We start from the raw sequence: 13,092 nt of genomic DNA on the forward strand, positions 1-13,092 counted from the left end.
TAGTTGATGATAGGTGGTGCGTTACGACGGATTGTTACCTTCAAGTCAAAGCAGCAATTTTTGCCGTCTAACGCACCCTACTTTTTACTATAAAAAGCACCTCCTAGATATGAGGTGCTTTGGGGACGGAGAGAGAGGGATTCGAACCCTCGTTAAAGTTACCCCTAAACAGCATTTCCAGTGCTGCGCCTTCAACCGCTCGGCCATCTCTCCAATTGAGGTCACGATCATCCATCCTACAGCAAATGCTGCCGATCTGTCAAATTATTTTTCTTTTTGCGACGATGACCGATCAGGTTACACTTCATCTGGACGGGAAACGCTGTCAGTTAAGCATACTCTAGATATTGATTTAAGATTGCGGCTGTAGCTAGACCAGTTTTTTGCCAACTAAACTCATTGGCTCGTTTTTTGCCTAGATAACTTAATTTTGACTGTAATTGTCGATCTTGAGCGATAATTTTCAGGGCATCGGCCAGGGCCTCGACTCGATAGGGATCGATTAAAATTGCCGCTGTTGCCGTGACTTCGGGCAAAGATGACAAATTTGAGGTAATGACGGGTGTACCGCAGGCCATAGCCTCTAAAACGGGCAATCCGAAGCCTTCCCAGAGACTGGGGAAGACTAAAGCAGTGGCTTGACTGATCACCTTGGGCAGCTCATCGTAGGGGATATAATCGAGAAATTTAATGCGATCGCTGACTGCTAATTCTTGCGCTTGTTGTTGTAAATTGGGGGTATAACGGCGATCAAAGCTGCCGGCAATCCAAAGATGATAATCTGTTAAATCTGGGGGTAGTTGGGCAAAAGCGGCGATTAAACGCGGTAAATTTTTATAGGGATTGGGACGACCGAGATAGAGAAAATAGGGATGCTCTGGCTTATTATTTTCCATAGGGCGAAAGTGATGATTATCATAGGCTAGGGGAATAGAAGTAATTTTATCGGCGGGAATTTGATAATATTCAGTGATATCTTTGGCCGTTGCCTGAGAGTTACAGATAATGTGTTTTGCCTGTTGTAATACCTGCGGCACATAATAACGGAAATAGTGAGTTAAGGGGGAAGTAAAACTGGGAAACCGCAGGGGAATTAAATCGTGTACCATGACGACAAAGCGACAGGGAGAATTTATTGGCGCTTCCGGGAGGGGAGAAAAGAGTAAATTGGCCTTTAATTGTCGGTAAATTGACGGTAACTGCCACTGAGTCCAGAGTAAGCGTTTTAAATGACCTTTCGCTCCTCGATCGGGGCCGAGACCCTTGGGGATAGAATAACAGTTAAAGTCGGGATAACTATTAGCTGTTAGTAGGGTTGGTTCTAAATTTTTCAGGTAGGGTAAGAGGTTAAGAATGTAGGTACTGATTCCCGTGGGTTGGGGAAAAAGTACCGAGAGATTAATTAATAACTTATGCTGTGTATTCACTAATTACCCTGTTGATATTTGCTGAGAATTTCTGAGATATATTGGTAGCCTTCCAGTCCAATTGATTTAATCAGGGAGGAACGTTCCTGACTGAAAGTCTGTTCAAAAGCTGCGATATTTTTGCCGCGAATAACCGTTAATAGACTAGCAGCTTGTCGCCATTCTACGGCACCGATTTCGTGTAGCCAATACATTCCTAGAGAACCCATATAAATTGCCTGTTCAAAATTCTTGTCTTGATAGTAAGCTTCGCCTAAATAAGTTAGTAATAAACCTTGCAGATATACATCTCCGTAGTATTTGGCTGATTCCAATCCTTGCAGGAGAATATTAATCGCTTCTTGGGGTCTTTCGAGGATAATATATGCTAGACCTAAACTGCTACAACAAAGGGATTTACTCTGCCAATCTTGGAGACTTTCCGCTAACTTTAATCCCTGCTGTAAATACTCGATCGAACTTTGATAAATTTCGGGATCGTATCTCTCTAACTGTTGCGCTTCCTGTACCTGACTATAACCCAAATTAGCTAAAGCGTTAGCCTGTCCTAAACTATTACCCTGTTGACGACTTAAAATTAAAGCTCTCTGACTTAAATTAATCGCTTCTGTATAGTTTTTCTGGATAGCATTGAGACGGGATAAATGGTTTAAATTAGCTATTTCACAAGCATAATCCTGTTGTTGACGGGCAATTTCTAAAGCTTGTTGATGACATTCTCTGGCCTGTCGATAGTCGCCGCGAATGCGATTAGAATAGGCAATTAAAGTTAAAATTCTCGCCTTTTCTCCCGTGCCTTCCACATAACGCAGAGGAATTGATAAATAGTCTAACGCATCCTTGAGATAACTGCCAGAAAAGGAGGCAAAAATTCCTCCGTATAAAGGAAAATAATCCCGTTGAGCAAAGGTTCTCAGAATTTGTAAAGCCATCTGAAAACAGCCCCGACTATAGAGAGAATTTTTACTAACTTGCTCGAAACTATTGGTTAACAGCGACCAAATTAAAGCAAAGGTGAGAAAGGTAGAGATGGATAATTTGGCTCCTAATTTTTCGCTATAGATGCGCTGATCAAAAAAGTTAATTAGTCCTCTTTGGATATATTGAAAAACAATAGCAGTTTCTACCCAATCGGTTAAAGTTAAATCCTGAGTGAGAGGATCAAAAGCTTGTTGATTAGCTAAACTTTCTAAGACTCGTTTTAACCAAGAGGGATTAACTTTACTTGCCCAAATTTGCCAAGGAGTCACTCGCTCATTATCATTAGTAAAACCAAGATTGCGATTTTGTTCGTAGAGCCAACTGGTGAGATCATTCGATAAATTTGACCAAGTATTTAACCCCAGATTAATCCCCGTGGCAATTTGCCATAAATCCGCTTCTCCCCGCTGCTGAGAAACTGTCTGTAAATGCTTGGCTAACTGTTGCAATTGTTCTAGGGTTAAAGCATTATTTTGATTGGGATCAATTAAATTTACTAAAGTCAGTAAACGATCCTCTCGATCGATTTTCACCAGATTATCGATCGCCGCTGCAGTGAGAGAATTTTTCTGATTGGTTTTTTGATATTTTTCCCATTCACTTTCGATCGTTTCCAGGGCCCGCAAAACCCTAGTCGCTTTAATTTTTGTTTCTAACTGTGAGCGAGTAACGATTATTTTTTCGGTTAAACAACGCTCAAAAATTTCTCCTGTGCCATTTTTTACTGCCTCGGCTAAAAGGTTATAAACCTGTGATTTAGCCCGAATTTTTCCTTCTAAAGTTAGATTGACAATGCGCTCAATTAGTGCCTTATAAGTTTCGTTGAAGTTATCTCTATTTTCTGTCATAGGGGGTTTTTCAGTTATCAGTAAACAGTAATCAGTAATTAGGGAGCGGTAAACAGCAATCAGTAATCAGTGAACCGAAAACTCACCTCTGATCACCGAGTCACTGATCACCGATAAGGCTGATATTTGGGAGAATTGTCTAGAAATCATGACAAAAGTTCTTTAATGGTTGAGCAGGCACGAGATAAGATAATCTATGTATAGAATTTAACAAAAAATCTGGTTAACGGACATTGATCAAGTCGATAGCGCAGTGTCAAACAAGTTCTTTTCCCGCTCAGGTATGGCAATTAGATCACGGCTTAACCGTAATTCATCAGTACTTACCCGTGACTCCTGTGGTGGTGGTGGATGTGTGGGTGAAAGCAGGTGCGATCGCTGAACCCGACCCATGGTTAGGTATGGCCCATTTTCTCGAACACATGATCTTTAAGGGGACGAAAAAACTTCCCCCCGGACTCTTTGACTATTTAATCGAAAATTGTGGCGGCATGACCAACGCTGCCACCAGTCACGATTACGCACACTTCTATCTCACCACCAGTGTGGATCAAATTGAACATACCTTACCCCATCTGGCCGAAATTCTCCTCCATGCTGAGATTGACGATGAGGAATTCTATCGGGAAAAAGATGTAGTTTTAGAAGAATTACGGGCCTGTTATGATGATCCCGATTGGATTGCCTACCAAACCCTCTGTGGAAGTATCTATCAAAACCATCCCTACGGACGCTCTATTCTAGGGGATCAACCCTGTTTAGAGCAATTAACCCCCAATCAAATGCGCTGTTTCCATCGCACCTATTATCAACCGGAAAATATGTGTGTGGCGATTATCGGGGGAATCGAACCCCAAGCAGCTTTAGAAATTATCCGGCAATCTTTTCGGGAATTTCCCGTCCCCTCGGAATCCCCTGCGAATCTAGTGGCTGCCGAACCCCCCCTGATCGAAATTCGTCGTTCCCAAGTATATTTACCCCACCTAGAACATTCTCGTCTCTTGATGGGATGGATTGGACCAGGATGCGATCGCCTAGAAGATGCCTTTGGATTAGACTTGCTTTCGGTAATTCTTGCTGGGGGACGCTGTTCGCGGTTAGTGCGACAGCTGCGGGAAGAAGCGCAAATCGTCCTCGATATTAACAGTAATTTTTCCTTGCAACGAGATTCCAGTCTCTTTACCATCGGCGCTTGCCTATCTAGCCCACAAACTGAGACAATTGAAGGTATTATCTGTGAACATCTCCAATATCTGCACGATGATCCCGTCACCCCCGCAGAATTACACCGCACTCAACAGTTATTAGCTAACGATTATATTTTCTCCACAGAAACCCCGGGCCAATTAGCCGGACTTTATGGATATTATCAAACCCTGAGAGCTGCCGATCTAGCCACGAGCTATCCCCAAGTTATCCAAAGTTTGCAACCGTCAGATCTCCAGCGTCTGGCTCGTCAGTATCTCTCCCCGGAGCGATATGCTATTACAATAATGCAACCCTGTGAATAAACGATGTCCGCTTCCCCCATTCACCGCTTAACCTTAGAAAATGGCATCACCCTTTTAGTGGTGGAAAATACAGCCGTGGAGTTAGTTGCAGGGAGGATTTTTCTCAAAAATGCGGGTACTCGTTGGGAAAAAACGGAAAAAGCGGGTTTATTTCGTCTTTTGGCGGTGCTGCTCACCAAAGGTACAGAAAAGTTATCTTCCCTAGAAATTGCCGATCGAGTTGAGTCCACGGGGGCCGGTTTAAGTGCGGACACGGGGACCGATTATTTTGTGGTTAGTTTAAAGACTGTTACAAAGGATTTTTTAGATATATTGCGTCTAGCGGCGGAAATTATTCGTTTTCCCAGTTTTCCCCCCCCAGAAATCGAATTAGAGAAAAATCTCACCCGTCAAAGTATTCGCTCTCAATTGGAACAGCCTTTTAATGTGGCTTTTCATCAATTACGCGCCGCTATGTACCCCGATCATCCCTATGGTATGTCTTTATTGGGTACGGAGGCAACGGTTGCTCAATTGCAACGGGAGGATATGCAGGCCTATCATAGTCGCTTTTTCCGTCCCGATAACTTGGTAATTAGTCTTTCTGGCCGTATTACCCTAGAGCAAGCAGTAAAAGCAGTGACGGAAATTTTTGGCAGTTGGTCAATTCCAGATATTCCTTTATCTAGTTTACCCCCGGCCGCTTTTGATTTTCAGCCCACCTGTTTAACTACCGTCCAAGCTAGTCAACAGGCGATCGTTATGTTAGGATACCCCGGCTCTTCTGTGCAAGAGGATGATTATGCGGTTTTAAAATTATTGAGTACCTATCTGGGGAATGGTTTATCTAGTCGTTTATTCGTGGAATTGCGAGAAAAACGGGGATTAGCCTACGATGTTTCCGCTTTTTATCCCACCCGTCTCGATTCTTCCCAATTTGTCATTTATATGGGAACTGCACCCCAAAATACAGCGATCGCCGTGTCGGGATTGCGTCAGGAAGCAGAAAGGTTATATAAAGTAACTTTGAGTGAGGAGGAGTTACAGTCAGCTAAAAATAAGTTATTGGGTCAATATGCTCTCGGTAAACAAACTAACGCCGAAATCGCTCAGTTATACGGTTGGTATGAAAGCTTAGGTTTGGGGATTGAATTTGATCGCACTTTCCTGGATTCTATTAATCAGATTACTGCCGAACAAGCGCGATCGGTAGCCAGTAAATATTTTCAAAATCCTTACATTTCTCTAGTTGGCCCAGAAAATGCGATCAACGAAATTCTCTAGTAAGAGCAAAAAGCGGCAATAAAAAACTATTGCCGCTGCTATTTTTGATTAACTCCCCGGGTGGGATTCGAACCTACGACCAATCGGTTAACAGCCGACCGCTCTACCACTGAGCTACCGAGGAAGGCTACTCACAATTAATAATTATAATCATAAGTCCCTCAATAATGCAAGTGCTTTCTGGATTTTTTCTCAAAAAAATTTCTGGTGCTGGTAGCGGTGGGCGGAGAATCAACTATTGTGGAGATAAGGACACCATTAAGTCTAGTCTATGCTTGCCCATCACCGCCGTCCCGTTTCCTTCTGTCTGCTCTCGACAGATCTACCCATCCTCTCCACTTTAGACACTGCCGCTACCCTCTACCAAAAGGATCGCCACCGGTTTCATCTTCTCCTCAATCAACCACCAGTCGCTCTCGCAGAAATAGAGACACTTAAACCCAAAAATAATCAAAATAAATTAATTTGGCTGGAAATTTCGGCCAATCGGGTAATTATGACCATGCAGGGCCAGGGAAAATTCGCCTATCGTCATTTTTGGGAGCAAGGGGTTTTTGGTGTCAGTCGCTACTGGTTAAATGCCGAAAGTCCTCAACCGGGTTACGCTTTTCGCCTCCGCAACTATACCCGTAGTCTCAAATTAGAGGGGAATAATTTCCCCGAATATTTGCGTCTAGAGTACGAATTATGGTCAGATAACCTGATTTTAGGTCATTATGTCCTTCATTTGCAAGTACACCAATAAATAGGGTTGGCTGAATAGAGCTAAAAACCTTGTTGGATAAAACTTTTGGACTTTTTGTCCTCAAAAAGTGCCAGCCACGAAAGCGATCAGTGGCAAAATTTAGGCACTTTTTCCCCGAAAATTAGGTAATTGTGGGGTGGATTGAAGACTTAGTGCTACACTTCCCGAAAAGTCTATTTTATTTGAGCTTGTTGTTAGGAATCCACTTAAAAGACGTTGTTTAATCTGGCTAATACGCTCTTGGGCGTGATATGGGGAAAAGTTCTGGGGATTGCGCTAAAATGGGGGAATATGCCGAAAGTTTCCACCTATCGTTACTCTGGAGAGTGTTAGACAGAAAGTTTCTGTATAATATGTAGTTAGGCGGTGCGAAAGGTCAGTAGTTAAGGAGCGAACCCGGAAAGTAGTAGGAGTACAGCACATGAAGTGGAATTGGAATACACCGGCTTGGGAGACCCCCATCGGCAAGGCCGATGGGGTAGAGCTGTTTTGTTTGCCTGGCAGTATAGTTCCTGAAGAGGGCTGGCCTGACACGTTCTGGCGCCACGTCAGCGAGAGACATCTTCTTCTTGGAGTTAAAGCTCAGCGAGTGATCCGCCTCTTTCGGGAACTTGAGCCAGGCGAGTCGGCGCGTTGCCACTTTCCGCCGTGGGGGCTGGCGTTCTATGAGTGGGATACCCTGCTCTTCGCGGCGACCCTCTGCTACGAATGCAACAACGCCTACATTTACACTGCTCAGGGCAAGGAGCTACGCGCCTTCGATCCAGCTGGGCCGAACGCTGCCCGACTCCGCGACGTTCTGAAGCAGCATCTGCCGCTGTAGTGCGATCGCTATCGCCGTAGTGCGATCGCCGCTCTGGTAGGGTGCGTTCGCTAATGCAAGTCCTGCTACTCCAGAGATCGATTTTGGGGAACGCACCATGCACATTGATGGCAGCTGTCAGTCTAAGTGCGATGCCGAAGAACGTAGAAGCATGAAACCCAAGGACTGATCATGTTACGCTACCGCCAACCCGTCCTACAAATAATTTTGCCTCCCTACTTATTCCAGAAAGCGGATTTCTTCGCTATTTTCTAGGTATCTTTCTCCTTGTCCTTTTTCCCTTTTTTAAGAAAAGGTAGAGCACCGAAAACCACTCCTGTACCCAGGATAGTTAAGGATGGTTCAGGCACTGGTTGATACAAGTGATCGCCGTTAATCTTCCAGTTCGATCGCGTATCTTTTGATCCAATCGGTCAATCTAGCGAAACCCTCCTCATAGGTTTCGAGAGCGCCCGCAAGATCGAGAAAGAAAGTGACCGTTTCTGCTTCGCTGGCGTTCAAGCGATAGCCGTTCTTTCGCAAAAAAGTTGAAACGGCGGCTAGAGCTATACGTTTATTACCATCGCAGAAGCAATGATTTTTGATAAAACCGTAGCCATAGGCCGCCGCTAACTTAAAAATCGATGATTCGGGTTCGTACTGAAAAAAGAATTTTGGCTTATTGACAGTGGACTCTAACAGGGTTGGGTTTAAAACTCCAGGAGTCCCCCCGGTTCGAGCGATTAAAGTTTCCTGAATCACCCTAATCGCATCGCTCGATAACCATTTCGGTTCCTCGATCATTATTTGGCGAGTTCCTTGAAGGCGTTGCGGTACTGAGAATAAGTATCTTCAAAAGCTTTCATGGTTTCTTCAAAATCGGGATCAAAGCTAGAAATTCTGTATCCATCTACAGATTCAGTGATATAAATCTGATCCCCTTCCTCTACGTTCAGTCGGGATAAAACCTCTTTCGGTAAGATCACGCCTATGGAATTGCCAATTTTTCGGAGCGTTAGACTTGTCATAACCTATAGCCTCCCGTAGTTTATGTTATGACAAATGTTATAACATAATTAACTCCCCAAACGGAATTATTTTGAAGAGAAAGACTTCCGATCGTGAAAGCCGCTCTTGCATGGTGCGTTCCCTAATGCAAGTCCTGCTACTCCAGCGATCGCTTTTGGGGAACGCACCATGCACATTGATGGAAACTGTGAAGTTAGAAGCATGAAACCCAACCCCCGATCATGTTACGTTACCGCTAACCCATCCTACAAATAATTGTGCCTCCCTACTTATCAAAAAAATGTTTTATATTATGCTTGAAATTTCTAAAACCTCTCTTCAAGTATTAGGCAGTGAAATATTTAATCAGATAAGCAAAAGTAAATAACTAAAAACAAAACATTTATTAAATCAAAAAAGGTTGAACATGGTAAGAAATGCGACAAATAAATTATTGCAAAATGCTAAAAAACTAAAAAGTGACGAGTTTTATACACAACTTTCAGATATAGAAAGTGAGTTGCAACATTATAAAATTCATTTTGAAAATAAAGTAGTTTATTGCAATTGCGATGACCCCCGAATTAGTAACTTTTTTAAGTATTTTGCTGCAAACTTCAAAAAATTAGGTCTAAAAAAAATCATAACATCTTGTTATCGAGAACAAGGGAGAGATTTATTTAATACAGAAGAAGGTGAAAATGGTTTTTTCTTTGAATATACAGGTACAGAGAGAGAAAAAAATAAACCTATTTCCCCTGACATTGTTTACTTTAATGGGGATGGAGATTTTCGTAGTCCTGAAAGTATTGAACTATTAAAAAAGTCTGATATTGTTGTTACTAATCCCCCATTTTCATTATTCAGAGAATATGTAGCTCAATTAGTTAAATACGACAAAAAGTTTTTGATAATTGGCAATATTAATGCAATAACCTATAAAGAAATTTTCAAACTAATTAAAGAAAACAAAGCCTGGTTAGGAATAAATCTTGGTAGAGGTATTTCTGGTTTCATTGTTCCCGAACAATATGAACTTTATGGAACAGAGGCTCGTATTGACAATTCTGGAAATAGAATAGTTTCTCCAAATAATTGTTTATGGTTAACCAACTTAGACACATCAAAACGACAGGAAGATATGGCTCTGACAAAAAGATATTTTGGCAATGAATCTGAATATCCAAAATATGACAATTATGATGGAATTAATGTCAATAAAACCCAAGACATTCCCTTAGACTTCAAGGGGGTTATGGGTGTACCAATAACATTTTTACATAAATTTAATCCCGACCAATTTGAAATAATTAAATTCAGGAAGGGGAATGATGATAAAGATTTATCAGTAAATGGGAAATGTCCTTATTTTAGAATACTAATCAAGAATAAACGAATCCAAACTGAATATATTGATTTAACAGGGTAAGCGCATCTTAACAATCCTTGACAAAATGAACTTTATGTGAGTTGCCTACCCAGGATTCAAGCATATTTGAGGAGAATTTGCCATCTCAATTGTTAAGCAAAAATCGACCCATTTGGTCGATACTATTCTGATTGACCGGTATCAATTGAAATGCCCACGCGGCCCATAAAATTGGCCAATTGTCAATAAGTGTTTTTGCTCTACGGTATTGCATCAAGTTAGAATAACATTTATTGGACTGATGTTTACTCAACTGGCATTGGGTTGAGTACCGATCACCCAACCTACCAAACTGTAACCTTTATTCTGTATGCTTTTTAGCGAATAAGGTAAGCATAACATTGCTGAGAGGGCGAGCGCTGATTGGCTCGCTCAAACCCTAATCAATTCGTTAACCTCAAAATGGTCTTTTTGTACTAATAAATATTCGAGTAGAACGCTCAATGCGTTTGCTAGAGTGCATTTGAGACAATTGATCAAATTTTCGGTTTGAGAAATGAGCGCAGCGTGAGTTCAATGATTTTAGCTGATGTTATTGGTGATTTGGCCATGCCCACAAGGGATCGCATTACCACTTCATAAAGGGTGGTGGACTGAAGGGATGTTTTGCAAACCACTCGCGTGCGCCTTTTATGAGAAAGCGGTGAAATCCGTTATTTGGAATGGCCTTTTTGACCTCGCTCACATAGGCGGGAGGAATGCCGAACTTAAAGAAACCAAGGGAGAAATCAACTAAATCGCCCCTTCTGAAGAGTTCCACCAGCGGATAGCGGTCTGTCTTGTAGGTGCGAACCTTGTGGTGCATCTCGACCATTAGTCCAATTTCCTCAGACCATTCCTGTTGCCCAGTTTCGGATAAGTACCTCTTTACTTCAGACACCGAAGGTGGGATGTAGTCCACGGTATGAGCCGACCAAAGACCTAGATCGTGAAAGCAGGCGGCGATCGCCAACTTGGTCTTTTCTTCTTCGGTGCAGGAATGGAGTGCCAGACAGAAATTGAACATTCGATAGACATGACCCCTGTAACCCAAGTAGTCATCACCGATTCGGTCTTTCCATGCAGCGAGAATTTCTTCTATGAGATCGTTCTTGGTCTCTATGTCCATGCACGCTCTTAGTTCGTAGATTATCTATTTATTGGCATTGTAACCCATTGGAAAAAGCTCCGAATAGATCAAGCCAAAGTCAGGTGCGTTACTTAACGCGCCTTTTTGCTTTTGATCATGGTGAATTTGTGGTTGTTATGCGTTGCGCTAACACATCCTGCCTTGCTGCTATTCTGGTCAGTTATTCTTTACAGTAATCAGACGCGATCGCAGATGCAGCAGGATCAACAGTTTCCCAGTGTCGGTAGTCAGACTAAAGGGCTTTTGGTTAATGCGGATGGTTCTGTGGATATCTATTTCGGGCCGAAACCGCCTGCTGGCAAGGAGAATAACTGGGTGCAGACAAATCCGGGCACGGGTTGGAACACGATTCTTCGGCTTTATGGCCCGCTTGAGCCTTGGTTTGACAAGACTTGGCGACCAGGGGAGATTGAGTTATTGAAATAGTCCTATCCCGAATATTTCTTGATCGCCGATCTGTAGGTTGGGTTGAGGTGACAAAACCCAACATTACCTTTTTACCAAATTACCACCCGATATCTGAGTTATAATCAACACCATCAATATCAAGCTTGACAGACCACTAGATATCACACTTAATATTATGCTGCTGAGGGTACTTTATGTCTAATGCTTCCGACAATGAATCTCCGTCCCAGAAGTCTCAACCAGGAACCGATGAAAAAGTGTTCGATTGGAAAGTCCCTGCTTTAATCGGTGTATTGTTGCTATCTGTAGTTGTTCTAGTTGAGACAGGCATATTGAAATGGGACTGGATAGGGATTTCAGCAAATCAGGAAATTAGCAGGGTTGAGGAGCATACACCGCCCATAGATAAAGACAAGGTTTCCAAGTACACAGTTACGACCAAAGAGATACCAGCGAAAAGCCTCTGGGATTGGCTGGGCTTATTAGGTGTGCCTCTTGTTCTTGCGGGATTGGGTTATTGGTTTCAGGATAAGGAAAAGGACCGTGAAGACAAGAGGCAAGAACAGCTAAAGAAGAATGCTAAACAAAATCGAGACAAAGACTTGCAAATTGCAGATGACAAACAAAAAGACGAGACTCTAAAGAACTACTTTGACAGCATGAAAGAATTGCTGCTCGAAAAAGGGTTAAAAAGAAGTTCTCAGGAAGGCGATGAGGTTAGAAATATAGCTCGTATTCTGACTCTGACTGTTTTTCGGCAGCTTGATGCTGAGAGAAACAGATTAGTGACAAGGTTTTTGCAAGAGTCAGGGCTTATCGCTTATGGCAAAGATAAATCCCTTCCCGTCCTTGACTTAAAGGGTGCCATGCTCGGTAGTGTAAGAATGCCCAATTCTTACAGGGAACGTCCTGTAGACCTTGATTTTGCCGACTTCACTGGTGCCAACCTCACTGGTGCCGACTTCACTATTGCCAACCTCACTGGTGTCTTACTCAGTGGTGCCAACCTCACTGGTGCCGACTTCATTGCCGCCCACCTCCCTGTTGCCAACCTTAGTCATGCCGACCTTAGTCATGCCGACCTCACTGGTGCCGACCTCCAAGGTGCCACCCTCACTGATGCCAACCTCACTAGCGTCCGCTTCCGTACTGCCGACCTCCGTTTTGCCAACCTCAGTGGTGCTATACTTTTGGACGTAGATTTAAGTGAAGCAAAATCACTCACCGAAATACAGCTAGAAGGAAAAGAAGGAGAAAAACCACCGTTACTGTGCAGGGTCAAATTGCCCGAGGAATTTACAGACAAAGACAAATTCAAAGATCGGGATTGTGAAAAATTACCAGAAGTATTGAGAGAGCGTTATCCTGAACGGTTTAAGAATCTGGAGGAAGCTCAGGCATATGTAGATATAGTTTGCACGGCGGCTCTTCTGGTTTCTGTGTGGAAACGAGGTCTATACTGATAGTTTCTTATTTCAAAATAGTCCTAAAAGTCTTGCCCAGTAAGCATTTAACCTTACATAAGCAAGAATTATCACACA

13 protein-coding genes and 2 tRNA genes are annotated in these 13,092 nt (G+C 42.8%); 7 read left to right on the forward strand and 8 right to left on the reverse strand.

Features of this window, described 5'->3' with window-relative positions; translation table 11 throughout:
- Positions 1-126 precede the first annotated feature (126 nt).
- From IM500_RS15590 to IM500_RS15600, 3 genes are all read right to left on the reverse strand, one after another.
- Positions 127-213: transfer RNA gene (locus IM500_RS15590), tRNA-Ser, on the reverse strand.
- A gap of 116 nt (positions 214-329) precedes the next feature.
- Positions 330-1,427, reverse strand: coding sequence for a glycosyltransferase family 4 protein (locus IM500_RS15595; protein ID WP_190722421.1), 1,098 nt, complete (start codon positions 1,425-1,427; stop codon positions 330-332).
- Positions 1,427-3,256: a tetratricopeptide repeat protein gene (locus IM500_RS15600; RefSeq protein WP_287738903.1), complete on the reverse strand. Its 1,830-nt coding sequence runs from the start codon at positions 3,254-3,256 to the stop codon at positions 1,427-1,429. The genes IM500_RS15595 and IM500_RS15600 overlap by 1 nt, the downstream gene beginning before the upstream one ends.
- A gap of 233 nt (positions 3,257-3,489) precedes the next feature.
- On the opposite strand from IM500_RS15600, the gene IM500_RS15605 reads away from it, so the two are divergent.
- Both IM500_RS15605 and IM500_RS15610 read left to right on the forward strand, forming a co-directional pair.
- Positions 3,490-4,767, forward strand: coding sequence for a M16 family metallopeptidase (locus IM500_RS15605; protein ID WP_190722423.1), 1,278 nt, complete (start codon positions 3,490-3,492; stop codon positions 4,765-4,767).
- Positions 4,768-4,770: 3 nt separating this feature from the next.
- On the forward strand, positions 4,771-6,030 hold the full coding sequence (locus tag IM500_RS15610) for a M16 family metallopeptidase (protein WP_190722424.1): 1,260 nt from the start codon (positions 4,771-4,773) through the stop codon (positions 6,028-6,030).
- 52 nt (positions 6,031-6,082) lie between these two features.
- Here the strand turns inward: IM500_RS15610 and IM500_RS15615 are convergent.
- Positions 6,083-6,154: transfer RNA gene (locus IM500_RS15615), tRNA-Asn, on the reverse strand.
- A 147-nt stretch (positions 6,155-6,301) separates the two neighbouring features.
- On the opposite strand from IM500_RS15615, the gene IM500_RS15620 reads away from it, so the two are divergent.
- Positions 6,302-6,775 (forward strand): hypothetical protein, encoded by a 474-nt coding sequence (locus tag IM500_RS15620; protein ID WP_190722425.1) that lies wholly within the window; start codon positions 6,302-6,304, stop codon positions 6,773-6,775.
- Between the two features lie 421 nt (positions 6,776-7,196).
- Positions 7,197-7,598 (forward strand): hypothetical protein, encoded by a 402-nt coding sequence (locus tag IM500_RS15625; protein WP_287738904.1) that lies wholly within the window; start codon positions 7,197-7,199, stop codon positions 7,596-7,598.
- A gap of 251 nt (positions 7,599-7,849) precedes the next feature.
- Here IM500_RS15625 and IM500_RS24550 read toward each other — a convergent pair whose 3' ends face one another.
- The 3 genes from IM500_RS24550 to IM500_RS15635 are packed head-to-tail and all read right to left on the reverse strand — an operon-like array spanning position 7,850 to position 8,605.
- Complete coding sequence (locus IM500_RS24550; RefSeq protein WP_186814328.1) at positions 7,850-7,948, reverse strand: hypothetical protein; 99 nt, start codon at positions 7,946-7,948, stop codon at positions 7,850-7,852.
- Positions 7,949-7,970: 22 nt separating this feature from the next.
- Positions 7,971-8,381, reverse strand: a complete 411-nt coding sequence (locus IM500_RS15630; RefSeq protein ID WP_186814329.1) for a type II toxin-antitoxin system death-on-curing family toxin — start codon at positions 8,379-8,381, stop codon at positions 7,971-7,973.
- Positions 8,381-8,605, reverse strand: a complete 225-nt coding sequence (locus IM500_RS15635) for an AbrB/MazE/SpoVT family DNA-binding domain-containing protein (protein ID WP_147070910.1) — start codon at positions 8,603-8,605, stop codon at positions 8,381-8,383. Before IM500_RS15635 ends, IM500_RS15630 begins: the two co-directional genes overlap by 1 nt.
- Before the next feature lie 407 nt (positions 8,606-9,012).
- Between IM500_RS15635 and IM500_RS15645 the strand changes: the two genes are divergently transcribed.
- On the forward strand, positions 9,013-10,014 hold the full coding sequence (locus IM500_RS15645) for an adenine-specific methyltransferase EcoRI family protein (protein ID WP_287738905.1): 1,002 nt from the start codon (positions 9,013-9,015) through the stop codon (positions 10,012-10,014).
- 568 nt (positions 10,015-10,582) lie between these two features.
- On the opposite strand, the gene IM500_RS15650 is transcribed toward IM500_RS15645, so the two are convergent.
- Positions 10,583-11,122 carry a hypothetical protein gene (locus IM500_RS15650; protein ID WP_043998910.1) on the reverse strand — a complete coding sequence of 180 codons (540 nt, stop codon included), beginning with the start codon at positions 11,120-11,122 and terminating at the stop codon, positions 10,583-10,585.
- A gap of 117 nt (positions 11,123-11,239) precedes the next feature.
- On the opposite strand from IM500_RS15650, the gene IM500_RS15655 reads away from it, so the two are divergent.
- Both IM500_RS15655 and IM500_RS15660 read left to right on the forward strand, forming a co-directional pair.
- Positions 11,240-11,569 (forward strand): DUF1214 domain-containing protein, encoded by a 330-nt coding sequence (locus IM500_RS15655; RefSeq protein ID WP_287738906.1) that lies wholly within the window; start codon positions 11,240-11,242, stop codon positions 11,567-11,569.
- Positions 11,570-11,745: 176 nt separating this feature from the next.
- Positions 11,746-13,014, forward strand: coding sequence for a pentapeptide repeat-containing protein (locus tag IM500_RS15660; RefSeq protein WP_287738907.1), 1,269 nt, complete (start codon positions 11,746-11,748; stop codon positions 13,012-13,014).
- Positions 13,015-13,092 lie beyond the last annotated feature (78 nt).

The sequence above is a fragment of the Microcystis sp. M179S2 genome, assembly GCF_020245805.1.
Taxonomy (GTDB): Bacteria; Cyanobacteriota; Cyanobacteriia; order Cyanobacteriales; family Microcystaceae; genus Microcystis; species Microcystis aeruginosa.